Raw genomic sequence first — 24,180 nt, forward strand, 5'->3', positions numbered from 1 at the left:
GCATGATTCTTTTCCCCGCCATCGACCTCAAGGATGGCCAGTGCGTGCGCCTGAAGCTTGGCGACATGGACCAGGCGACCGTTTACAGCAACGATCCCGGCGCGCAGGCGAAAGCTTTCGAGGACCAGGGGTTTGACTGGCTGCACGTCGTCGACCTCAACGGCGCCTTCGCCGGCGAGAGTGTCAATGGCGCGGCCGTCGAGGCGATCCTCAAGGCGACCAGGAACCCGGTCCAGCTCGGCGGCGGCATCCGCACGCTTGCCCATATCGAGAGCTGGCTGGAGAAGGGTCTCGCCCGCGTCATCCTCGGCACGGTCGCCGTGCGTGATCCTGATTTGGTCAAGGAAGCCTGCCGGAAATTCCCCAGCAAGGTTGCCGTCGGCATCGACGCCAAGGGCGGCAAGGTTGCCGTCGAGGGCTGGGCCGAAGCGTCGAGCCTCGGCGTTGTCGAGCTGGCCAAGAAGTTCGAGGGCGCGGGCGTCGCCGCCATCATCTACACCGACATCGATCGCGACGGCGTCTTGGCCGGCATCAACTGGGATTCGACCATCGACCTCGCCGAGGCGCTATCGATCCCGGTCATCGCCTCCGGCGGCCTCGCCTCGATCGCCGACATCGTGCGCATGACCATGCCGGATGCGAAGAAGCTCGAAGGCGCCATCTCCGGCCGCGCGCTCTATGACGGCCGCATCGATCCGGCCGAGGCGCTGGCAATCCTGCGCGGCGAGCTGAAGCCCGCGGCAGGCCTGTTCGAGGGCCGCCCATGACTCTCAAGGCCCGTGTAATCCCCTGCCTGGATGTAAAGGACGGCCGCGTCGTCAAGGGTGTCCAGTTCGTCGACCTGATCGACGCCGGCGATCCGGTCGAGGCCGCCAAGGCTTATGACGCTGCCGGCGCAGACGAGCTCTGCTTCCTCGACATCACCGCCTCGTCGGACAATCGCGAGACCATCTTCGACGTCATCGCCCGCACCGCCGAGCAGTGCTTCATGCCGCTGACCGTCGGCGGCGGGGTGCGCCAGGTCGCCGATATCCGCAAGCTCCTGCTTGCTGGCGCCGACAAGGTGTCGATCAACACGGCGGCAGTGAAGAACCCGTCCTTCGTCGCAGAGGCTGCCGACAAGTTCGGCAACCAGTGTATCGTCGTTGCCATCGACGCCAAAAAGGTGTCGCAGGCAAACGAGGCCGACCGCTGGGAAATCTTCACCCATGGCGGCCGCGAGCGCACCGGCATCGACGCCGTCGAGTTCGCCCGCAAGGTTGTCGACCTCGGCGCGGGAGAGATACTGCTCACCTCGATGGATCGCGACGGCACCAAGGTCGGCTACGACATCGAGCTCACCCGTGCTGTCGCGGACGCGGTGCGTGCCCCGGTCATCGCTTCGGGCGGCGTCGGCAATCTCGACCACATGGTATCAGGCATCCGCGAAGGCCATGCCACGGCGGTTCTTGCCGCGTCGATCTTCCATTTCGGCACCTACACCATTGCCGAGGCCAAGGCCCACATGGCAAAAGCGGGCTTGCCCATGCGGCTCGATCCCATTGGCTGACCTGCCGAGGCAATGATGACTGCATTTTCCCTTTCCGATCTCGAACAGATCGTCGCCGGGCGCGCCCGTTCCGGCGACGCCAATTCCTGGACTGCCAAGCTGTACCAGTCCGGGATGGAGCGCGCGGCCAAGAAGCTCGGCGAAGAAGCCGTCGAAACCGTCATCGCCGCCGTCAAGGGCGACGACACCGCCCTCGTTTCGGAAAGTGCCGATCTCCTTTATCATTGGCTCGTCGTGCTGGCTGTCGCCGGGATTCCGCTTGCCGACGTGATGGCCGAGCTTGAGCGCCGCACCTCGCAGTCCGGAATTGCCGAAAAGGCCTCGCGCAAAAACGAGGGCTGACCATTGGTCAGGTCCCGCAGGGGAGGTTCGATGGATCAGCTCGCGCCGACGGATAAATACTCGCCGTATTGGTTTTTCACCGCCGAGCATTGGGCCGGCTTCGGCGCCGACATGTCGATGACGCTGACCCAGGACGAGGTCGCGCGCTTGAGCTCGATGTACGAGCCCATCGACCTGGAAGAGGTCAGGCGTATCTACCTTTCGCTGTCGCGTCTGCTGTCTGCCCATGTCGAGACCAGCCAGCAGCTGTTTCGCCAGCGCCAGCGCTTTTTCAATTCGGAGAAGAAGGGTACCAAGACGCCGTTCATCATCGGCATGGCGGGGTCGGTCGCCGTCGGCAAGTCGACCACCGCGCGCATCCTCAAGGAGCTGCTGACCCGCTGGCCGTCGAGCCCGAAGGTCGACCTGGTCACGACAGACGGCTTTCTTTATCCCAACGACGTTTTGCGCCGTGACAGCCTGATGGAACGCAAGGGCTTCCCCGACAGCTACGACGTCGGCGCGCTGCTACGTTTCCTCTCGGGCATCAAGTCGGGCCAGCCCAACGTGCGTGCGCCCGTCTATTCGCACCTGACCTATGACGTGATGCCTGGCGAGTTCGTCACTGTCGACCGCCCCGACATCCTGATCTTCGAGGGCATCAACGTGTTGCAGCCGCGCGAACTGCCCAAGGACGGCAAGTTCGTGCCCTTCGTCTCCGACTTCTTCGACTTCTCGATCTACATCGATGCGGAGGAACAGCTGATCCACGAGTGGTACATCGAGCGCTTCATGAGGCTGCGCGAAACCGCCTTCCGCAATCCGCAGTCGTTTTTCCATCGCTACTCGCAACTGTCGGAGGACGCCGCCCGCGCCATCGCCGAAGGGCTGTGGGCCAACATCAACCTGAAGAACCTGCGCGAGAACATCCTGCCGACGCGCCCGCGCGCCGACCTGATCCTCAAGAAGGGTGCCGGCCATCTCGTCGAGGAGGTGGCGATCCGCAAGCTCTGAGGGTTCGACCCTATCAGGCGCTCACGCCGCAGCTGGTATCGTCACCCGCCTCAGCGTCAGATTGATCCGCCCACCCTGCTTCAGCAGCGCCGACGTCATCGGATAGATACGGTCGACGCCATGGAAAGCGAGCCGTCCCTCCCCGCCCAGCACCACCACATCGCCACTCTCCAGCCGGAACGAAACGGTGCGATCATCGCGCCTTATACCGCCGACGCGGAACAGGCAGGCGTTGCCCAGCGACACCGATACCACGGGGGCTGCGAACTCGCGCTCGTCGCGGTCCTGGTGCAGGCCCATCTTGGCGGTGTCGGTGTAGAAATTGACGAGGCACGCTTCGGGTGGGTGCGGGTAGCCCGCAACCTCGCGCCACAGCGCCAAAAGCGCCTTGGGGATCGGCGGCCATGGTGCGCCGGTCACCGGATGTGTCGGCTGGTAGCGATAACCGAGTTCCTTGTCCGTGACCCAGCCCAGCGCGCCGCAATTGGTCATGCGCACGCTCATTTCCTTGCCGGTCTTCGGCATGGCCGGCGTGTAGAGGGGTGCTGCCCTGACCACCTCGCGGATGTTCTCGACTAGGCCTTCCTGCACTTCGCGGGTGAGAAAGCCGGGCATGTGGCGGACGCCTTTGGGCAATACGAGCACGTTTGAGCTGCCTTGTTCGATCTGGCCGCCCAGAATGCCACCTGAAACGCAAAACGGCGACCCGAAAGCCGCCGTTCGCATGAACTGACTGTGCCGGGATCAGGCCGTCGCGATGTCGGGAATGCGCAGCACCTGCCCGGGATAGATCTTGTCGGGGTGCGTCAGCATCGGCTTGTTGGCCTCGAAGATGACGGTGTATTTCGACGCCTTGCCCTTGCCGTACTGGGCCTCGGCGATCTTCGACAGGTTGTCGCCCTTCTTGACGGTGTAGAACACCGGGGCCTTGGCCGGCGTCGCCGCCTTGACCAGTTCCGTCATGTCGACCTTGCCGTCGAGCTTGAGTCCGGAGTCAGGCGCCACGACTTTCAGCTCGTCGGCCTGCACCTTTGAGACGCCGAGCGTGTTGCCGACGGCGATGACGGCCTTCTCGAAGATGGACTGGTCCTTGACCACGCCGGTCAGCACCGCGGTGTCGCCCTTGACCACGACCTGCACGTTGTCGGTGCCGAGCTTGTGCGAATCGAGTTCCTTCTTCAACGTGTCGGCGCTCGGCGCCTCGTCGTCGCCGAAACCAAGCTTCTTGCCGACGTTCTTGACGAAATCGAACATGCCCATTCGTGGTCTCCCTTGCTATGGCAGTAGCCGGAGATTGGCACCTGCAAAATCAAATTGGAAGCAGGATCAGTACTTGGAGGTTAATCGCCGTCGACCCGCCCGCGCAGCTTCTTGACTGTCGAGCGCCCGGACTTGGTCTTGAGGCGTCGCTCGACCGAACCCTTTGTCGGTTTGGTCTTCTTGCGTGGCGGCGGCGGTGGCTCCGCTGCCTTGGCGACGAGTGCCGCGAGCCTGGCCCTGGCGTCGGCGCGGTTCTGTTCCTGCGTCCGGTAGCGTCCGGCCTCGATGACGATGACGCCGTCCTTGGTGGCGCGCTGGCCGGCGAGCTTGATCGTGCGCTCGCGCACCCGCTCGGGCAGTCCCGACGCGTTCGCGGCGTCGAAGCGCAGCTGTACGGCGGTAGCCACCTTGTTGACGTTCTGGCCGCCCGGTCCCGAGGAACGGATGAAGTTCTCCTCGAGGTCATCTGGATAGATGATCACGTTGTTGGCGATGGTAATGTTGTCGTCGGCGCTCATGCGTCAAGTCATGCCGCGATGCGCCCAAAAAGAAAAGGCCCGGCGTTTGGCCGGGCCCTTCTACTGTCCTGCAACGCGCCGGATTACTCGGCGGCCTCCTGTGCATGCGGGGCGGCGCCGCGAACGGCGGCGTCGACATGGCTTTCGAACTTGCCGAAGTTGTCGATGAACATCGACACCAGCTTCTTGGCCTGGCGGTCATAGGCAGCGCCATCGGCCCAGGTCGAGCGCGGGTCGAGGATCTTGCTGTCGACACCCGGAACCGAGACTGGCACGGCGAAGCCGAAATTGGCGTCGGTGCGGAACTCGACCGAATTCAGCGAGCCGTCGAGCGCTGCCGACAGGAGCGCGCGCGTCGCCTTGATTGGCATCCGCGAGCCCACGCCATGGGCGCCGCCGGTCCAGCCGGTGTTGACCAGCCAGCAGTCGACGCCGTGCTCGGCGATCAGTTCGCGCAGCAGGTTGCCGTATTCGCTCGGGTGGCGCGGCATGAAAGGTGCGCCGAAGCAGGTCGAGAACGTCGCTTCCGGCTCGGTCACGCCGCGTTCCGTGCCGGCGACCTTCGCGGTATAGCCCGACAGGAAGTGGTACATCGCCTGGGCCGGCGTCAGCTTGGCGATGGGCGGCATCACGCCAAAGGCGTCGGCCGTCAGCATGATGATGTTCTTCGGGTGGCTGGCCTGGCCGGTGGCGCTGGCGTTGGGGATGAAATCCAGCGGATAGGCGCAACGGGTGTTTTCGGTCAGCGAACCATCGTTGAAGTCGGGCATGCGGTTGGCGTCGAGCGGCACGTTCTCGAGCACGGTGCCGAAACGCTGTGTCGTGGCATAGATTTCCGGCTCGGCCTCGGCCGACAGGCGGATGGTCTTGGCATAGCAGCCGCCTTCGAAGTTGAAGATGCCGTCCGGGCCCCAGCCGTGCTCGTCGTCGCCGATCAGCGTGCGCTTGGGATCGGCCGACAGCGTCGTCTTGCCGGTGCCCGACAGGCCGAAGAACACCGCCGCGTCACCGTCCGGACCTTCATTGGCCGAGCAGTGCATCGGCATCACGCCCTTGGCGGGCAGCAGGTAGTTGAGGGCCGTGAACACCGACTTCTTCATCTCGCCGGCATAGGCGGTGCCGCCGATCAGAACGATCATGCGGGTCAGGTCGACGGCGATGATCGTCTCGGTGCGGGCTCCGTGGCGCGCCGGGTCGGCGCGGAACGACGGCAGGTCGATGATCGTCATCTCAGGCACGAAGCCCGCGAGCTCGCCCTCTTCCGGACGGATCAGCAGGTTCCGGATGAACATCGAGTGCCAGGCGAATTCGGTGACGACGCGCGTCGGCAGGCACAGCGAACGGTCGGCGCCGCCGATCAGGTCCTGGACGTAGAGATCCTTGTCGGCGGCGTGCGCCAGGAAGTCGGCGTGCAGCGCGTCGAACTGTTCGCGACTGATCGCCTTGTTGTTGTCCCACCAGACATGCGCTTCGGTGTTTTCGTCGCGGACGACGAACTTGTCCTTGGGCGAGCGGCCGGTGTGCTGGCCGGTCTCGGCGACGAGCGCGCCTTGAGCCGTCAGCCTGGCTTCGCCGCGACGGATCGCTTCTTCTGCCAGCAGGGGCGCGCCAAAATTGTAACGGACGGTGCCCGACGTTTTGAGCCCTGCCGTTTCGATCCCGCATGCGGGATTGCGCTTTCCGATTTCTGACATCTGGTGAAGCCTCGTTTCGCTATGACGCCAATGTCCGGTCATCGGGCCGGACGCCGTTGTCCCGCGGGACTAAGGCAGGCTGAAACAGAAAAGATTAGCGATATCAAATCATTAATCGATTTAAATATTTTGAAATATATCTAAATCGTTTAAATCGTGGGGGCCGCGGCGACATCGCCCAATACGTGGGCACATTTTTTGTTCGTGCCAGCAAAGCGGCACCCCATATAGGCAAAGCATCGGGCGTTGTGGTTGCGCTCCCCTTCATCGGGGGGTATGCCACATTTTGTACCTAATTTGTCCTGCAAAAGCCCTGCTCCAAGCAGGAAGGGACACCCGCTCATGAGGGAGCCGTTAGAAATGGCAACGATCGCGCTTGTCGACGACGACCGCAACATTCTGACATCGGTTTCGATCGCGCTTGAATCCGAAGGCTATCGCGTCGAGACCTACACGGATGGAGCGTCGGCGCTCGAAGGCCTCGCGGCCCGGCCGCCGAATCTGGCCATCCTCGACATCAAGATGCCGCGCATGGATGGCATGGAGTTGCTCCGCCGCCTGCGCCAGAAGACCGACCTCCCGGTGATCTTCCTGACCTCCAAGGACGATGAGATCGACGAGCTGTTCGGTCTGAAGATGGGCGCCGACGATTTCATCCGCAAGCCGTTTTCGCAGCGTCTGCTGGTCGAACGCGTGCGTGCCGTGCTGCGCCGCGCCAGCGCCCGCGAGGCCGCGGTCAAGGCGCCTACCCAGCAGGCGAGGTCGCTGGAGCGCGGCCAACTGGTGATGGACCAGGAACGCCACACTTGCACCTGGAAGGGTGAGCCGGTCGTGCTGACCGTCACCGAGTTCCTGATCCTGCATTCGCTGGCCCAGCGCCCCGGCGTGGTCAAGAGCCGCGACGCGCTGATGGATTCGGCCTATGATGAGCAGGTTTACGTCGACGACCGCACCATCGACAGCCACATCAAGCGGCTGCGCAAGAAGTTCAAGGCCGTCGACGACGATTTCGAGATGATCGAAACGCTCTACGGTGTCGGCTACAGATTCCGCGAAGCGTAACGTCGGCGGGGACTGGAACCGCATGGCGATGGAAGCAGAGATAAGCAAGCCGGCGGCCGCTTCGAAGCGGCCGCGCGGACGCTTGTCGACCTTCCTTGAGCGCCTGCGCCTGCGCCTCAGCCGCTTCCTCGGCCATCATTTCTTCTCCAGCCTGACCCGCCGCATCCTGTTCCTCAACCTCGCCGGTCTCGGCGTGCTGGTTGCCGGCATCCTCTATCTCAACACCTTCCGCGACGGCCTGATCGACGCCCGCGTCGAAAGCTTGATGACGCAGGGCGAGATCATCGCCGGCGCGATCGCCGCCTCCGCCACCGTCGAGACGGATTCGATCAGCATCGACCCCGAAAAGCTGCTCGAGCTGCAGGCCGGCGAAACGCTTGGGCCGGGCTCGGACCAGCTCGACAGCCTCGATTTCCCCATCAATCCGGAACGCGTTGCGCCGGTGCTGCGCCGCCTGATTTCACCGACCCGGACGCGCGCCCGCATCTTCGACCGCGACGCCAACATGCTGCTCGATTCCCGGCATCTCTATTCGCGCGGCCAGATCCTCCGCTACGATCTGCCGCCTGTCGAGGAAGAAGAACCGACGATGCTGGAGCGGGCGCAGAAGTTCGTCTTCGACATGTTCCGCGACAGTACCCTGCCGGTCTACAAGGAGCAGCCCGGCGGCAATGGCGCGGCGTTCCCCGAAGTCATGCAAGCCCTGACCGGCAGCCCGGCCACCATCGTCCGCGTCAGCGAAAAGGGCGAGCAGATCGTCTCGGTTGCGGTCCCGATCCAGCGCTTCCGGGCGGTGCTTGGCGTGCTGATGCTGTCGACCGAAGGCGGCGACATCGACAAGATCGTCGCAGCCGAACGCAAGGCGATCCTGCGCGTCTTTGGCGTTGCCGCCCTCGTCACCGCGTTGCTGTCGATGCTGCTGGCCTCGACGATCGCCAATCCGCTGCGCCGGCTGTCGGCCGCCGCCAACCGCGTCCGCCGTGGCGGCAAGAACCGCGAGGAGATCCCCGACTTCTCCGACCGCCAGGACGAGATCGGCAATCTTTCGGTCGCCGTGCGCGACATGACCAATGCGCTTTACGCCCGCATCGAGGCGATCGAAAGCTTCGCTGCCGATGTTTCCCACGAGCTCAAGAACCCGCTGACGTCACTGCGCAGCGCCGTCGAGACCCTGCCATTGGCCAAGAGCGAAAGCTCGCGCGAAAGGCTGATGGAAATCATTCAGCACGATGTCAGGCGGCTCGACCGCCTGATAACCGACATTTCCGATGCCTCGCGCCTCGATGCCGAGCTGGCGCGCGAGGATGCCGGCCGCGTCGACCTCAGGAAGTTCATCGGCGACATCGTTTCGGTGTCGCGCGAGACCAGCCGCCACAAGAAGCCCGTCGAGATCGACTTCGCGGTCGCCAAGCTGCCCGCGGGTGTCAAGAACTACAATGTCGTCGGCCACGATCTGCGCATCGGCCAGGTCATCACCAACCTGATCGAGAACGCCCGCTCCTTTGTCCCCGACGAGCACGGCCACATCGCCATTTCGCTGGCGCGCATGGGCAAGTTCAACGTCATCACGGTCGAGGACAACGGCCCGGGCATTCGCGCCGAAAACATCGACCGCATCTTCGAGCGCTTCTACACCGACCGTCCGTCGAGCGAGGCGTTCGGCCAGAATTCGGGTCTTGGGCTTTCGATCAGCCGCCAGATCGTCGAGGCCCATGGCGGCACGCTGACCGCCGAAAACGTCTCCGGCACCAAGCCGGGCGACATCAAGGGCGCGCGCTTCATCGTCACCTTCCCGGCTGAAAGCTGATCCGTGCCTTCCAACCTGCACGCCACCGCAATCGTGCTTGCAGATCGCGGCGTCCTGATCGCGGGACCTTCCGGTTCGGGCAAGACGCTTCTGGCGCTGGCGCTGGTCGAGCGGGTTCGCGGCCTCGGTCAGTTCGCCCGCCTGGTGTCCGACGACCAGGTGTTCCTGGAGCGGCATGGGGGGCGCCTGATTTGCCGGACGCCGTCGACAATCGCCGGACTTGCCGAACTGCGCGGCTACGGACTGGCGCCAATGGCGCATGAGGGAGCGGCGGCCGTCGATCTGCTTGTCCGGCTGGTTCCGGCCAAGGCGGTCGAGCGCTTGCCGCTGCGGAAAAGCGAGACGGTCGCGGGTTGTGCCGTCCCCTGCGTCATGCTCGCGGAGCGCGAAATCGCAGCGGCGATACCAGTGGTGCTTGCCTCGCTCGGTATGCAGCCGTTCGCTTGAGACTGCCCAATATTTTTGCTGCATTGCGTCAAAATGGCAGGTGCTGCCGTAAATTGGGGCTTGTAAACGGCCTCGCCGTCGACAAGATAGCGCTCCCGCCCTCCGCGAAGGCGGCAAAAATACTGCGCGGCTGTGAAAGGGCCATGACGGGAGCCATGACAGAATGATCGGACTCGTGCTTGTGACGCACGGTCAACTGGCTGAGGAGTTCCGCCATGCAGTGGAACACGTCGTCGGACCGCAGGAGAATTTCGAGACCGTCTCAATCGGTGCCGATGACGACATGGCACAGCGCCGCAGCGATATCATCGGCGCCGTCGCCAAGGCCGACACCGGCACTGGCGTCGTTGTCTTGACCGACATGTTCGGCGGCACGCCGTCGAACCTGGCCATCTCGGTGATGGAGGCGGGCAAGGTCGAGGTCATCGCCGGCATGAACCTGCCGATGCTGATCAAGCTGACAAGCGTGCGCAAGGCCGACAATATGTCGATGGCGATCGACGAGGCGCAGGCCGCCGGCCGCAAATACATCAACGTCGCGAGCCAGGTGTTGAGCGGCAAATGAGCGCCATTCCCTTTTCGCCCGAGCAGGGCCACGTCGTCCGCGACCTTGCCATCGTCAACCAGCGCGGCCTGCACGCACGCGCTTCGGCGAAATTCGTCCAGATCGCCAATGAGTTCCAGGCCTGCGTGACCGTCGAAAAGGACGGCATCTCGGTCGGCGGTACTTCGATCATGGGGCTGATGATGCTGGCCGCGAGCCCGGGCTGTACCATCAAGGTCACCGCCACCGGCCCTGAGGCCGGCGAGGCGATGGAAGCGCTGGCCACGCTGGTCGCCGCCCGCTTCGGCGAGGAATGCTGATCGTCACCGCTTTTGACGACATGCACGAATAAAGATTTCTTTATGTCCCATTTACGATTGCGGCCTGATCTGGTAGTCAGGCCGCTCTTTCGCGCGCCCCATTGAGGCCTCTGCGCCAGCGCGCAACAAACAGGAATCGGAGCAAGCCATGACGGGTAGCAAGGATTATCTGGTCGCCGACATTTCGCTCGCCGGCTGGGGTCGCAAGGAAATCGAGATCGCCGAAACCGAAATGCCGGGCCTGATGGCCTGCCGCGAGGAATTCGGGGAAGCAAAACCGCTCAAGGGCGCGCGCATTTCCGGCTCGCTGCACATGACCATCCAGACGGCGGTGCTGATCGAGACGCTGAAGGCGCTCGGCGCCGATATCCGCTGGGCCTCGTGCAATATCTTCTCGACCCAGGACCACGCCGCGGCGGCAATCGCCGAGGCCGGCATTCCGGTCTTCGCCGTCAAGGGCGAGACGCTTGAGGAATACTGGCAGTACACCGACAAGATCTTCCAGTGGACCGATGGCGGCCCCACCAACATGATCCTCGATGATGGCGGCGACGCCACCATGTACATCCTGATCGGCGCGCGCGCCGAAGCCGGCGAGGACGTCCTGTCCAATCCGGGCAGCGAAGAGGAAGAAATCCTGTTCGCCCAGATCAAGAAGCGCATGGCCGAAACGCCGGGCTTCTTTGCCAAGCACAAGGCTGCCATTCGCGGCGTCACCGAAGAGACCACGACCGGCGTCAACCGTCTCTACCAGCTGCAGAAGAAGGGCCTGCTGCCCTTCCCGGCGATCAATGTCAACGACAGCGTCACCAAGTCGAAGTTCGACAACAAGTACGGCTGCAAGGAATCGCTGGTCGACGGCATCCGCCGCGGCACCGACGTCATGATGGCCGGCAAGGTCGCCGTCGTCTGCGGTTACGGCGACGTCGGCAAGGGCTCGGCTGCCTCGCTCCAGGGCGCCGGCGCCCGCGTCAAGGTCACCGAGGTCGACCCGATCTGCGCGTTGCAGGCTGCAATGGACGGCTACGAGGTCGTCACCCTCGAGGATGCCGCTCCGACCGCCGACATCGTCATCACGACGACCGGCAACAAGGACGTCATCACCCTCGACCACATGCGCCTGATGAAGGACATGGTGATCGTCGGCAACATCGGCCATTTCGACAACGAGATCCAGGTTGCTGCCCTGCGCAATCTCAAGTGGACCAATGTCAAGCCGCAGGTCGACATGATCTCCTTCCCGGACGGCAAGCGCATGCTGCTCTTGTCGGAAGGCCGCCTGCTCAACCTCGGCAATGCCACCGGTCACCCGAGCTTCGTCATGTCGGCGTCCTTCACCAACCAGACGCTGGCCCAGATCGAGCTCTGGACCAAGCCCGGCCACTATAAGAACGAGGTCTACGTCCTGCCGAAGCACCTCGACGAGAAGGTGGCGCGCCTGCATCTCGACAAGCTGGGTGCCAGGCTCACCACGCTGAGCAATGAACAGGCTGCCTATATCGGCGTGACGCCGCAGGGTCCGTTCAAGCCGGAACACTACCGCTATTAACCATAGCATAAATACCCACTAGATATTGAAACCGGGCGATTGACTTTCGTCCGGTTTCTTTTTTTGGGCGCGCGCCTGCTTCACGTCGATTCGCCGAGGGGGTATGGTGGCATGATTCGTCACGCGCCCATTCTTGGCGGAAATTTCGGGCGCTACGGGGCGGTCTTGCAGTCGGGCGGCACAGAGGAAAACAAGACATGCCGGGGGAATACCCGCTTTCAGCGGGAAAGGCCGTCTCCGGCGGCCACGAGGATTCGCAGCAGGTCGTCGCAGGCCGGTCCTGGCAAGCCGTGCGGCGGTTGGGCGGTTGGGTCGCGGGTGCGGCTCTCGCCACCACTGCGCTGTGCACGCCCTTGCGCTTTGCCCATGCCCAGCAGGCGGCGGTTGCCGGCCTGCCGGTGAACACCGCCGAGGTCATTCAGCTTGCGGTGCTGGTCGGCGTCGTCGGCGCCGCATTGATCTGTGCCATCGCCCTGATCCGCGAAAGAAGCCGCCTGAGTGCCGAAAACACCGAGCTGCGCGGCCGTGTCGCCGATCTCAATGCCTCGCTGCAGCGCTCCGAAGCGCTGCTCAACCTGCGCGACCAGCGGGTCATCGTTTGGGCAAACGACAGCAAGAAGCCGGAACTGATCGGCTCGCTGCCGGTGGACACCGGTGCGCCCGAAGAGCGCGCGGCGTTCCTGGGTTTCGGCCGCTGGCTGATGCCGCGCTCGGCGGCGGCGCTCGAAAATGCCATCGCAGCCCTGCGCGACAAGGGCGTGGCCTTTGAACTTGTCGCCGAGACGCACGCCGGAGCAGCACTCGAGGTGCAGGGCCGCAAGAGCGGCGCCCACGCCATCGTGCGCTTCATCTCGATTTCCGAGGCGCAGCGCCTTCAGGCCCGGCTGAAGCTGGAAAACCAGCGCATCGGCTCCGAATACGAAACCCTGATGGGCCTGATCGACGCCATCGACATGCCGTTCTGGATGCGTGATGGCGAAGGCCGGCTGAAATGGGTCAACAAGGCCTTTGCCCGCGCGGTCGAGGCGCAGGACGCTTCGGTCGTCATTCGCGACGGCAAGGAATTTCTCGGCACCCAGGCGCGCGAGGCGATTGCCCAGCAGCACCAGTCGCGACCCGTTTTCCAGCAGGCCGTCTCGACCGTCATCGACGGCGACCGCAAGATGTTTTCGGTCACCGATGTGACCGGCCGCGACGGTTCGGTCGGGCTCGCGGTCGACATGAGCGTCGCCGACGCCATCCGCGAGGAATACAGCCTGGTCGTGCGCAGCCACGCCGACACGCTCGACCAGGTGGCGACAGCTGTTGCCACCTTCGACGCCGGCCAGAAGCTGCGCTTCTACAACCAGGCTTTCCACAAGCTCTGGGACCTCGACGCCGGCTACATTTCATCGGCCCCCGACAATGCGCTGCTGCTCGATCGGCTGCGCAGCGAGCGCAAACTGCCCGAGCAGCCCGAATGGCGGCGCTGGAAGGAAAACCTGCTCTCCGCCTATCGCGCCGTCGAACCGCAGGAGCATCTCTGGCACCTGCCCGACGGCCGCACCATTCGCGTCGTCGCCAACCCGCAGCCCAAGGGCGGGGTCACCTGGGTCTTCGAGAACCTGACCGAGAAGATCGATCTCGAGAGCCGCTACACGACGGCCGTTCGCGTGCAGGGCGAAACACTTGACAATCTCGCCGAGGGTGTCGTCGTGTTCGGGCCCGACGGGCGTATCCGCCTGTTCAACCCGGCCTTCAGCCAGCTCTGGGGCATTTCCGCCGAGGCCTTGCGCCAGTCCACGCACATTTCGGCGATCCGCGCCGAATGCGACGCTCGGGCTGAAAACAGCCCGTGGGGCGATTTCGTCGCCGCCGTCACCGGGTTTGACGAGCGCAGCGACCGCCACGGCCAGACCGAGCTGCGCAACGGCACCGTGCTCCAGCACGCCGTCATCCACCTGCCCAACGGCCAGGTGATGTTGACCTTTGTCGACGTGACCGACAGCGTCAATGTCGAGCGTGCGCTGAAGGACAAGAACGAAGCCCTGCTGCGCGCCGACCAGATCAAGAACGAGTTCGTCCAGCACGTTTCCTATGAGCTGCGCTCGCCGCTGACCAACATCATCGGTTTCACCGAACTGCTGTCCTTGCCCGGCACCGGGCCGCTGTCTCCGCGCCAGCGCGAATATGTCGAGCATATCGGCTCGTCTTCGGGCGTGCTGCTGACCATCGTCAACGACATCCTCGACCTCGCCACCGTCGATGCCGGCATCATGCAGCTCGAAATCGCCGAGGTGCGCGTCGACCGGGCCATCGAGGCGGCGGCGGAACTGGTTGCCGACCGGCTTGAAGAGCATTCGATCAGCCTGGCGGTCGAAGCCTCCGCCGCTCCCAGGAGCTTCAGCGGCGACGAGACCCGGGTGCGCCAGATCCTCTACAATCTGCTCAGCAACGCGGTGAACTACGCGCCTGCCTCAAGCACGATCACCCTTGCCTGTCGCCAGCGCGCGGAGGGCGTCGAGTTCTCCGTCCATGACGACGGTCCCGGCATGCCGCCGGAGGTGTTGGACACGGTGTTCCAGCGCTTCGAGTCGCGGGTCAATGGCGGCCGTCGCCGCGGCGCGGGTCTCGGCCTGTCGATCGTCAAGAGCTTCGTCGAACTGCATGGCGGTTCGGTCCGCATCGACAGCGGCAAGGATCGCGGCACGACGGTCATCTGCCTGTTCCCCGACGCGCCTGCCGGCGTCCAGGTGGCGGCGGAGTAGGCGTATTGACCGGCGTCCGTTCGCTGCAGCGCTTCCTTCCCGACGATGCCGCTACCTTCCGGCTGGGCGAGGATCTCGCCATGGCGCTCAAGGCCGGCGACGTGCTGTTGCTCGATGGCGATCTTGGCGCGGGCAAGACGACCTTGGCACGCGGCCTGATCCGGGCACTCGCCAGCGATCCGCTGCATGAGGTGCCAAGCCCCACATTCACGCTGGTTCAAAGCTACGAAACGCCGGTCCCGGTCCATCATTTCGATCTTTACCGCCTGTCCTCGTCCGACGAGCTGGAGGAGCTTGGCTTCGACGAGGCGGTTGCTTCCGGCATTGCGCTGGTCGAATGGCCCGAGCGTGCCGCCGACGCCATGCCCGCCACCAGCCTGCGGCTCGGGCTCGAACATGAGGGTGAAGGCCGCCGCGTGACCCTTTCCGGCCAGGGGGACGCCTTCGACCGCGTTGCCCGTTCGCTGGCCATGCGCGATTTTCTCTTTACCGCCGGTTGCGGCGAGGCCCGCCGCGCCCGCTTCCCCGGCGACGCGTCAGCCCGCGCCTACGAAACGGTGGCGCGTGCCGGTCACGACACGCTGGTACTGATGAATTCGCCGCGCCTTGTGCTCGGCCCGCCCGTCCGTGACGGCAAGCCTTATGCCGAGATCGCCCATACGGCGCAATCTGTCGCAGCCTTCGTCGCCATCGACCGCGCGCTGGCGGCCGGCGGCGTCACCGTGCCCGGCATCGTCGCCCAGGACCTCGACCAGGGTTTCCTCCTGCTTGAACATCTCGGTTCGGGCGCCTTCCTCGACGCCGAAGGCCGGCCGGTTGCCGAACGTTATGCCGCCGCCGCCGAGCTGCTGGCGATGGTTCACTGCAAACACTGGGACGACCGGCTGGAGGCCGCGATAGGCGTCGTCCACCAGGTTCCGCCCTTTGACCGCGAGGCGCTGATGATCGAGGTCGACCTGCTGGTCGACTGGTATGTGCCCGCCGTGTCAGGCGCGCCCGCCTCGGCCGAGCTGCGCAACGGCTACCGAGCTGCCTGGAACGCCGTCTTCGACCGCCTCGCCGACAAGCAATACGGACTGGTGCTGCGCGACTATCACTCGCCCAACATCATCTGGCGCGCCGGGAAGAACGGTTTCGACAGGCTCGGCATCGTCGATTTCCAGGATGCCTTGATCGGCCCGGTCGCTTATGACGTCGCATCGCTCGCCATGGACGCGCGAGTGACCGTTTCGCCTGGGCTCGAAAACAGCACAGTCGCCGCCTATGTCGCCGCCCGCCATGCCGCAGGCGACTTCGACGAGACCGCCTTTCGCGAGGCTTATGCCATCATGGCGGCGCAGCGGAACTCGAAGATCCTTGGCATCTTCGTTCGTCTCGACCGCCGCGACGGCAAGCCGCAGTATCTGAAGCACCTGCCGCGCATCCGCGACTATCTGCACCGTGCGCTGGCGCATCCGACCCTGGCCGGCCTGCGCGATTTCTATCGTGACAACCGGCTGCTCGAGGAGTTCGACGCGTGACCGTTGAGACCGCCATTCCTTCGGTCGCCATGGTCCTCGCAGCCGGCCTCGGCAAGCGCATGCGGCCGATCACCGATACCATTCCGAAGCCGCTGGTCAGCATATCGGGCAAGACCTTGCTCGACTGGGGGCTCGACAGCCTCGCCGAAGTCGGCGTCAAACGGGCCGTGGTCAACGTGCACTATCTGCCCGACCAGATCATCGCGCACGTCGCCGACCGCATCAAGCCGCAGGCGGTCATTTCCGACGAGCGCGATGGCCTGCTCGATTCCGCCGGTGGCATCGTCAAGGCGCGTGGCGAGCTTGGCGCGGAGCCCTTCTACATCGTCAATGCCGACACCTTCTGGATCGACCAGGGTGCTCCGAACCTCGCTCGCCTCGCCGCTGCCTGGGACGATGCCAGGATGGATATCCTGCTGATGCTGGCCGATCTCGGCCAGGCGACCGGCCATTCCGGCAGCACCGATTTTCTTGTCGCACCCGACGCCACTCTGAGCCGCGCGAAGGGCGCACCCGAGGGATTGATCTATGCGGGTGCAGCGATCGTCCATCCGCGCATCTTTGTCGACGCACCCGAAGGGCCGCTGTCGCTCAACCGCTATTTCGATCAGGCAATCTCTTTTGGCCGGCTGTTCGGCATGAAGATGCAGGGCAGCTGGATCACCGTCGGCACACCCGATGCCATCCCGCAGGCCGAAGTGGCGGTCAAAAGGGCACTGGCGGACGCGTCATGAGCGCCCGCGTCCCCCGCGTCTGCTCCATCCCGCCCGGCTCTCCCTTCCTGCCGACACTGGCGCAGGCCCTGATCGAAGGACGGCTGATCCCCGAGTTCCGCTATGGCGGCGATCCGCTGGCGCTTGCCGACGTCACCATCTACGTGCCGACGCGTCGCGCCGCGCGTGCCCTGCGCACGGTCTTTGTCGAGGCCACGGGTGGCAACTCGGCGATCCTGCCGGTCATCAAGCCGCTTGGCGAGTTCGACGAGGACGATGTCGCCTTTGGCGCCGACGACGCCGGCGCGCTCGACCTTGCCCCGCCGGTCTCCGCCACCGACAGGCTGCTTTTGCTCGCGCCGCTGGTGCGCGCCTGGAAGCGCCGGTTGCCGGCCCATGTCGCCGCCATGTTCGAGGAAGAGATCGTCGTGCCGGCCTCCTCGGCGGATGCGATCTGGCTGGCTCGCGACCTTGCCGGGCTGATGGATGAAATCGAAACCGAGGGTTCCGACTGGAGCAAGCTTGCCGGCCTGGTGTCGGGCGAACTGTCGGGCTGGTGGCAGGTGACGCTCGATTTTCTGTCGATCGTCACCGGCGCCTGGCCGCAGATGCTCAAGGAGCGCGGTCTTTCCAATCCAGCGGCTCACCGCAGCGCCCTGATCCGGCTCGAGGCCGAACGCCTGAAAGCCAATCCGCCCGCGGGTCCGGTCATTGCCGCAGGCTCCACCGGCTCGATTCCCGCAACCGCGGAGCTGCTGGCGGCGATTGCGCGGCTGCCGCGGGGCGCGGTCGTGCTGCCCGGCTTCGACGCGACGCTGGACGAGCGCGCCTTCGAGACGATCACCGAAATCGGTGCGCGCGCCTCGGTGCTGGGCCATCCGCAATACGGCCTCGCCAAGCTGATCGGCAAGATCGGCATCCTGCGACGCGATATCGAGGAGCTCGGCGCGCCATCCGAGGCGATGGTGCGCCGCGCGACCATCGTCGGCGAGGCGCTGCGCCCGGCCGAAACCACCGACGCCTGGGCCGACAAGCGTGCCGACGTCGGCGATCGGGAGATTGCCGACGCCCTCTCAGGCATCGTCCTGCTCGAGGCGGCGCATGAGCGCGACGAGGCCGCCGCCATTGCCATCGCCCTGCGCCAGGCGGTCGCCGAACCGGGCCATCGCGCGGCACTGGTCACCAGCGACCGGAACCTGGCGCGCCGCGTCGCCACGGAACTGAAGCGCTTCGGTATCCAGGCCGACGATTCCGGCGGGGTGCCGCTCGCCAACACGCCACCCACGGCCCTGCTGCGGACGATGCTCGATGTGGCTTTCCGGCCCGGCGATCCGGTGGCCGTGCTGTCGCTGCTGAAGCATCCGCTGTTGCGTCTCGGCGCCGAGCGGCCGGTGGTCCGGCGCGCCGCCGAGACACTGGAGCTCGTTGTGCTGCGCGGCGGCGTCGGCCGTCCGGATATCGCAACGCTCGTCGAAGACTTCGAGCGGCGCATGACCAGCGTCGCCGGCGCCGCGCGCAAGCCGTTCTGGTTCGATCGCATCACCGTCCGCCGCATCGAGGAGGCGCGCGACATCGCTGCAAGGCTCGTCGTGGGCCTCGCGCCGCTGTTTGCCTTCCGCTCCGATGCACAGGTCGACCTCGCTCAGATTGTCCGCGCCACCGTCGAGGCGCTCGAAAACCTCGGCCGCGACGAGCATGGTGGCCTCGGCGCGCTCTATGACGGCGATGCCGGCGCGAAGCTCGCCGAAGCCCTGCGCTCGCTCGTTGCCGCGCAAGCCTCGTTTACCTTCGCCGCCGACGAGTGGCCCGACGTGATGGATGCACTGGTTGCTCCCGAAGCAGTCAAGCCGGCGCAGGGTGCCGACCGCGCCGTGGCCATCTGGGGTGCGCTCGAGGCACGGTTGCAGACTGTCGACACGCTGGTCATCGGCGGGCTCAACGAAGGCAGCTGGCCACGCAAGGCCGAAGCCGACCGCTTCATGTCGCGCGTCATGAAATCGGGCATTGATCTGGAGCCGCCGGAACGCCGCATAGGCCTTGCCGCGCACGATTTCCAGATGGCGATGGGGGCGAAGAACGTCGTGCTGTCGCGTTCGGCGCGGTCCGGCGATGCGCCCGCGGTGCCGTCGCGCTGGCTGCAAAGGCTGTTGACCTATGCCGGCCCCGCCCATGCAGCGGCGCTGCGCCAGCGTGGTGCCAGGCTGCTCGACTGGGCACGTGCGCTCGACGCCGGCCCGAAGAGCGATTTCGCCGCCCGGCCCGAACCCAAGCCCCCGGTCGCCGTGCGGCCGCGCCGCTTCAGCATCACCGAGATCGAGACGCTGCGCCGTGACCCCTATGCAGTCTATGCCAGGCGCATCCTCGCTTTGTCGGCGATCGATCCGCTGGTGCGTGATCCCGGTGCGGCCGAACGCGGCACGTTGTTTCACGACATCCTGCACCTGTTCTCCGCGACCATCATGGACCCTCTGGCGCCCAACGCGCTTGACGCCCTGATCGCCGCCGGCCGCCATTGCTTCGCCGAAGCGGCGCTGCCTGCCGACGTCGAGGCTGTCTGGTGGCCGCGTTTCGAGCGCCTGGCGGTCAATGTCGTTGAATGGGAACGCAGCCGCGCCGCATCGGTCGAAAGCCGTCACGCCGAGGAAGGTGCCTCGGCGATCGAGGTCGGCAGGACAGGCATAACCCTGTCGGGCCGCGCCGACCGCATCGACATCCTGGCCGGCGGCATGGCCGACATTCTCGACTACAAGACCGGTTCCTCGCCTTCCAAGGCGCAGGCCCACACGCTGCTTTCGCCGCAGCTGGCGCTCGAAGGCGCGCTGCTGCGACGTGGCGCCTTCCGCGAGCTTGGCCAGCGCGAGCCGTCGCAACTGGCCTTCGTCCGGCTGAAGCCGAATGGCGAGGTGTTCGAGGAATCGATCCTCGAGCACAACAGGAAACCGAAATCGGCGCTGGAGCTGTCCGAGGAAGCCTGGGAGCGGCTGGAACAGTTGTTGCTGCATTATGAGGACCCATCGACGGGTTACCTGTCGCGCGCCCTGCCCTTCCGCGAAGGCGAGACCGACGGCGACTACGATCATCTTGCCCGCGTGCTCGAATGGTCTGCCGGCGGCGACGGCGGTGCGGAGGGCGAGGAATGAAGAAGACGTTCTTCGTACCGGCTGAAACCGCCGAACGTCAGGCGCGCGCCTCCGATCCCGCCAATTCGGTCTGGGTGTCGGCCAATGCCGGCTCAGGCAAGACGCATGTGCTGTCGCAGCGCGTCATGCGGCTTCTGCTGCGGGGAACTGATCCGTCGAAGATCCTGTGCTTGACCTATACGCGCGCCGCCGCCGCCAACATGTCGAACCGGGTCTTCGCCAATCTTTCGGAATGGACCATGCTGCCCGACGCCGAGTTGGCCGAGCGCATAACGCTCCTCGACGGCGCGCGCCCGGAGGCGCAGAAGCTGCGCCGGGCGCGGCGGCTATTCGCCGAGGCACTGGAGACGCCGGGCGGCCTCAAGATCCAGACCATCCACGCCTTCTGCGAATCGGTGCTGCATCAGTTCCCGCTCGAGGCCAACATCGCTGCCCATTTCGAGATGCTCGACAGCCAGATGGAGGCGACGCTGTTCGCCACCGCGCGGCGCGACATGGTCACCGGCGCCGGCGAACACAATCCGGAACTCGCCGAAGCCTTCGCCATGGTGCTGGAGCGCGGCGGCGAAGCCGGCCTCGACGCGCTGCTGGCCGAGATCGTGCGCAAGCGCGACGGTCTGCGCGCCTTCATCGCCCAGATCCAGGACTTTTCCTGGCCGTTCGGCGCGCTCTATGAAGAGTTCGGCTTTTCTCGTGAGGACACGGCGGAAAACATCGCCGCCTCGATCTGGCCGCTATCAGGCTTTGAGCCTGCCTTCTTCAACGCCTTCGCCGCCGCTGCGGACGCGACCGACGCGCGCAGCGTGCTCAACAATATCCTGCCCTATGCCCGCCTCGCCTATGCCGAAGCGGATCCGATCCGCCGCCTGTCGCTTCTGACGGACGCCTTCCTCAAAGCCGATGGCGATCCCTACAATCCGTCGAGCGCCTTCAAGAAGGCGCTGCTCGACCGTCTGCCCGATCTTCCCGAGCGCTATGCGGCGACCGCTTCGGCCATCATCGATGCCGCCGACCGTCTCGCCCATTTTCGCATGCTGGAGGCGACGCGCGCCGCGCTCACCATCGCAGACTGGCTGATTGCCCGTTATGAGCGGTTGAAGACCGGGCGCGGCTTCCTCGATTTCAACGACCTGATCACCCGCACGGTCAACCTGTTGGCGCGGCCGGATGCCGGGCCTTGGGTGCAGTACAAGCTCGACAAGGGCATCGACCACATCCTGCTCGACGAGGCACAGGACACCAGCCCCGACCAGTGGGAGGTGGTAAAGCGACTGGCCGAGGAGTTCTTCTCCGGTTTCAGCGCCCGCGACAATGTCCATCGCACGGTGTTCGCCGTCGGCGACGAAAAACAGTCGATCTATTCGTTCCAGGGTGCGGCGCCTGAATCCTTCGACAACTCCAAGCATGAATTCGCCGTCCGCATCCGCGACGCAGACGCCCGCTTCGAGGATGTCACGCTGACCTGGTCGTTCCGCTCGACAGACGACGTGCTTTCGGCCGTCGACCGCGTCTTCGAGGACACGAGCGTCCGTCGCGGCGTCACCCGCGCACCCGAGCCGCCAAGCCACAAGGCGATCCGCGCCGGCGCACCCGGTTATGCCGAGGTCTGGCCATCGGTCGGCGCCGATGCGGTCGACGAGCCCGATGACTGGCGCAAGCCCATCGATCATGCCCACGCGCCTGCCGTCGTCGTCGCCGAGCAGGTCGCGGCGACGATCCGCAAATGGCTCGATGAAGGCGAGATCATCGAGGGCACGGGAAAGCGCCTGCGCGCCGGTGACGTGATGGTGCTGGTGCGCAAGCGCGACCGCTTCGTCCATGCGCTGTCGCGCGCGCTGAAGCGTCGCGACATTCCGGTAGCCGGCGCCGACCGCCTCAGCCTGCCCGGCCACATCGCGGTCAAGGACCTGATCGCGCTCGGCCGTTTCCTGATCCAGCCCGAGGATGACCTGTCGCTGGCCGCTGTGCTGCGCAGCCCGATCTTCGGCCTGTCGGAAGATGCGCTGTTTGCGGTGGCTGCCGGGCGCGACAAGGGGCGCTCGCTGATTGCCTCGTTGCGCCACCGTGCCGAGACCGACGCCGGTTTCAGGGATATCGCCGGCCAGCTCGATGCCTGGGCCAGCGAAGCGGCCTTCCGCCCGATCTTCGAGTTCTATTCCTCGGTGCTGTCGGGCGGCCCGCATCGCGACGGCGTGCGCCGGAAGATGATCTCGCGTCTCGGCCAGGAGGCCGGCGACATTCTCGACGAGTTCCTGAATTTCTGCCTGGCGGAAGAGCGCACCGGCCTGCCGGGGCTCGAAGCCTTCCTTTCGATGCTGGAAAACGCCGGACCCGAGATCAAGCGCGAGATGGACCAGACGCGCGACGAGGTCCGCATCATGACGGTGCACGCCGCCAAGGGGCTTGAGGCGCCGGTCGTGTTTCTTGTCGACAGCGGGTCTGCGCCGTTCAGCGACCAGCATTTGCCGCGCCTGATGCCGTTTGTACCGCGCGCCAGGCATTGGCAGGGCAAGGGCTATCTCTGGCGCGCCGGCGCCGATGTCGCCAATGCCTTTTCCAAGAACGCCAGCGCGACCGCCAAGGACCTGGCCGACGACGAGTATCGCCGCCTGCTCTATGTCGGCATGACCCGCGCCGAAGACCGCCTCATCGTCTGCGGCTACCATGGCAAGCGCACGCCAGGCCTGGACACCTGGCATTCCATCGTCACGCGCGCGCTGTCGGCGGCGCCAGAGAGCGCAGAGCGCGACCATCCCGTCATCGCCGAGCGCAAGGTCCATCGTTTCCGCGTCACGCCCCTGGCGCAGGCACCGGCTTCCGCCGTCGAGGTTGAAGCAGTCGAGCGCGCGCGCCCCGCGCCCTTGCCGGAAAGCCTCTATCTCACCCCGCCTCTCTTCGAGGAATTGCCGCCGCCGCTGTCGCCATCGGGGGCTTCGGCGCTGATCGACGAGGCGCGCGAGCAGCTGATATCCGGACGTTCGCCTGTGCTCGATGCAGAGGACGAACCGGGCTTTGCCATTGCGCGCGGCTCGGCATTGCATCGCCTGTTGCAGATGCTGCCGCGCTTGGCCGTCCAGGACCGCGAGCCGGCGGCCGAGCGCTATCTCGCGCGCGTCGGGCAGGCCTGGCAGCCGCACGAGCGCGCTGCCGCTGTAGTCTCTGTCTTGTCGATTCTCGACGACCCGCGTTTTGCGGCGTTGTTTTCGCCCTCGTCGCGCGCCGAGGTTTCTGTGATGGGCAGCCTCGACGTGCGCGGTAAGCCGCGTTCGGTGTCGGGCAAGATCGACCGCCTCGCGGTGACCGACCAGGAGGTTCTGATCGTCGACTACAAGACCAACCGCCCCCCGCCTGCTTCCTTCGCCGAGGTGCCGCAATCTTATGTCGTGCAGCTTGCGCTGTATCGCGCGCTGCTTCAGCCGCTCTATCCAGGCAAGACCGTTGCGGCCGCGCTTCTGTTCACTGAAGCGCCAAGGCTGATCCCCGTCCCGGCCGAGGCGATGGACGCCGCCCTTGTTCGACTCACCCAAGCGTGACACAACGGGTGCTTGACCACGGGTCCGCGCACTACCACATATGGCGCGACAGCTAACCGCAAGAGGATGGGCATCATGGCCACCGTCAAGATCGACAACAGCAATTTCAAGTCCGGCGTGCTTGAGGCCAAGGAGCCCGTCGTCGTCGATTTCTGGGCCGAATGGTGCGGTCCCTGCAAGATGATCGGCCCATCGCTCGAAGAGATTTCCAACGAGCTGGCCGGCAAGGTCAAGATCACCAAGGTCAATATCGACGAGAACCCCGAGATCGCCGCGCAGTTTGGCGTGCGTTCGATTCCGACGCTGATGATCTTCAAGGATGGCGAAGTGGCCGACATCAAGGTTGGCGCCGCTCCGAAGACCGCTCTGTCGAGCTGGATCAGCGGCAACGTCGCCTGAGGCACTGAATTGCCGAAATGAAAAAAGCCCGGCTTCGACCGGG

General features: G+C 65.2%; 20 protein-coding genes. 16 read left to right on the forward strand and 4 right to left on the reverse strand.

What is annotated here, in order from left to right; all coding sequences use genetic code 11:
- The first annotated feature begins 2 nt into the window (after positions 1-2).
- From hisA to coaA, 4 genes are read left to right on the forward strand one after another with little or no spacing between them, the layout of a single operon-like run.
- Positions 3-767 carry a 1-(5-phosphoribosyl)-5-[(5-phosphoribosylamino)methylideneamino]imidazole-4-carboxamide isomerase gene (hisA, locus tag PCJ21_RS19945; protein WP_269933190.1) on the forward strand — a complete coding sequence of 255 codons (765 nt, stop codon included), beginning with the start codon at positions 3-5 and terminating at the stop codon, positions 765-767.
- Positions 764-1,549 (forward strand): imidazole glycerol phosphate synthase subunit HisF, encoded by a 786-nt coding sequence (gene hisF / locus PCJ21_RS19950; protein WP_269933191.1) that lies wholly within the window; start codon positions 764-766, stop codon positions 1,547-1,549. The genes hisA and hisF overlap by 4 nt, the downstream gene beginning before the upstream one ends.
- A gap of 15 nt (positions 1,550-1,564) precedes the next feature.
- The gene (locus PCJ21_RS19955) at positions 1,565-1,891 is read left to right on the forward strand and encodes a phosphoribosyl-ATP diphosphatase (protein ID WP_269933192.1); all 327 of its coding nucleotides are present in this window, start codon (positions 1,565-1,567) and stop codon (positions 1,889-1,891) included.
- A gap of 30 nt (positions 1,892-1,921) precedes the next feature.
- A complete protein-coding gene (gene coaA / locus PCJ21_RS19960) occupies positions 1,922-2,884 on the forward strand; it encodes a type I pantothenate kinase (RefSeq protein WP_269933193.1) in 963 nt (320 codons plus the stop codon).
- A gap of 21 nt (positions 2,885-2,905) precedes the next feature.
- Here coaA and PCJ21_RS19965 read toward each other — a convergent pair whose 3' ends face one another.
- The 4 genes from PCJ21_RS19965 to PCJ21_RS19980 all read right to left on the reverse strand — a co-directional run bounded on the left by PCJ21_RS19965 (position 2,906) and on the right by PCJ21_RS19980 (position 6,356).
- Positions 2,906-3,529 (reverse strand): alpha-ketoglutarate-dependent dioxygenase AlkB family protein, encoded by a 624-nt coding sequence (locus PCJ21_RS19965; RefSeq protein ID WP_269933194.1) that lies wholly within the window; start codon positions 3,527-3,529, stop codon positions 2,906-2,908.
- A 99-nt stretch (positions 3,530-3,628) separates the two neighbouring features.
- Positions 3,629-4,144, reverse strand: coding sequence for a peptidoglycan-binding protein LysM (gene lysM / locus PCJ21_RS19970; RefSeq protein WP_269933195.1), 516 nt, complete (start codon positions 4,142-4,144; stop codon positions 3,629-3,631).
- A gap of 80 nt (positions 4,145-4,224) precedes the next feature.
- Positions 4,225-4,662, reverse strand: a complete 438-nt coding sequence (gene arfB, locus PCJ21_RS19975) for an alternative ribosome rescue aminoacyl-tRNA hydrolase ArfB (protein ID WP_269933196.1) — start codon at positions 4,660-4,662, stop codon at positions 4,225-4,227.
- Between the two features lie 83 nt (positions 4,663-4,745).
- Entirely contained in the window at positions 4,746-6,356 is a 1,611-nt protein-coding gene (locus PCJ21_RS19980) for a phosphoenolpyruvate carboxykinase (RefSeq protein ID WP_269933197.1), read from the reverse strand.
- A gap of 360 nt (positions 6,357-6,716) precedes the next feature.
- On the opposite strand from PCJ21_RS19980, the gene PCJ21_RS19985 reads away from it, so the two are divergent.
- The 12 genes from PCJ21_RS19985 (at position 6,717) to trxA (ending at position 24,137) form a co-directional block, all read left to right on the forward strand.
- A complete protein-coding gene (locus PCJ21_RS19985; RefSeq protein WP_269933198.1) occupies positions 6,717-7,418 on the forward strand; it encodes a response regulator transcription factor in 702 nt (233 codons plus the stop codon).
- 22 nt (positions 7,419-7,440) lie between these two features.
- Positions 7,441-9,225 carry a sensor histidine kinase gene (locus PCJ21_RS19990; RefSeq protein WP_269933199.1) on the forward strand — a complete coding sequence of 595 codons (1,785 nt, stop codon included), beginning with the start codon at positions 7,441-7,443 and terminating at the stop codon, positions 9,223-9,225.
- Positions 9,226-9,228: 3 nt separating this feature from the next.
- Positions 9,229-9,672, forward strand: a complete 444-nt coding sequence (locus PCJ21_RS19995) for an HPr kinase/phosphorylase (protein ID WP_269933200.1) — start codon at positions 9,229-9,231, stop codon at positions 9,670-9,672.
- 163 nt (positions 9,673-9,835) lie between these two features.
- A complete protein-coding gene (locus tag PCJ21_RS20000) occupies positions 9,836-10,237 on the forward strand; it encodes a PTS sugar transporter subunit IIA (RefSeq protein ID WP_269933201.1) in 402 nt (133 codons plus the stop codon).
- Entirely contained in the window at positions 10,234-10,536 is a 303-nt protein-coding gene (locus PCJ21_RS20005) for an HPr family phosphocarrier protein (RefSeq protein WP_269933202.1), read from the forward strand. Before PCJ21_RS20000 ends, PCJ21_RS20005 begins: the two co-directional genes overlap by 4 nt.
- Positions 10,537-10,684: 148 nt before the next feature.
- Positions 10,685-12,085, forward strand: a complete 1,401-nt coding sequence (ahcY, locus tag PCJ21_RS20010; protein WP_269933203.1) for an adenosylhomocysteinase — start codon at positions 10,685-10,687, stop codon at positions 12,083-12,085.
- A gap of 197 nt (positions 12,086-12,282) precedes the next feature.
- Positions 12,283-14,832 (forward strand): PAS domain-containing sensor histidine kinase, encoded by a 2,550-nt coding sequence (locus PCJ21_RS20015; protein ID WP_269933204.1) that lies wholly within the window; start codon positions 12,283-12,285, stop codon positions 14,830-14,832.
- 5 nt (positions 14,833-14,837) lie between these two features.
- On the forward strand, positions 14,838-16,352 hold the full coding sequence (tsaE, locus tag PCJ21_RS20020; RefSeq protein ID WP_269933205.1) for a tRNA (adenosine(37)-N6)-threonylcarbamoyltransferase complex ATPase subunit type 1 TsaE: 1,515 nt from the start codon (positions 14,838-14,840) through the stop codon (positions 16,350-16,352).
- A 29-nt stretch (positions 16,353-16,381) separates the two neighbouring features.
- Positions 16,382-17,086 (forward strand): nucleotidyltransferase family protein, encoded by a 705-nt coding sequence (locus PCJ21_RS20025; protein WP_269933300.1) that lies wholly within the window; start codon positions 16,382-16,384, stop codon positions 17,084-17,086.
- Entirely contained in the window at positions 17,083-20,205 is a 3,123-nt protein-coding gene (addB, locus tag PCJ21_RS20030) for a double-strand break repair protein AddB (RefSeq protein WP_269933206.1), read from the forward strand. Before PCJ21_RS20025 ends, addB begins: the two co-directional genes overlap by 4 nt.
- Complete coding sequence (gene addA, locus PCJ21_RS20035) at positions 20,202-23,738, forward strand: double-strand break repair helicase AddA (RefSeq protein WP_269933207.1); 3,537 nt, start codon at positions 20,202-20,204, stop codon at positions 23,736-23,738. The genes addB and addA overlap by 4 nt, the downstream gene beginning before the upstream one ends.
- A 75-nt stretch (positions 23,739-23,813) precedes the next feature.
- Positions 23,814-24,137: a thioredoxin gene (trxA, locus tag PCJ21_RS20040; protein ID WP_269933208.1), complete on the forward strand. Its 324-nt coding sequence runs from the start codon at positions 23,814-23,816 to the stop codon at positions 24,135-24,137.
- The last annotated feature ends 43 nt before the right edge of the window (positions 24,138-24,180 follow it).

Source organism: Aminobacter sp. HY435 (genome assembly GCF_027568395.1).
GTDB lineage: Bacteria > Pseudomonadota > Alphaproteobacteria > Rhizobiales > Rhizobiaceae > Aminobacter.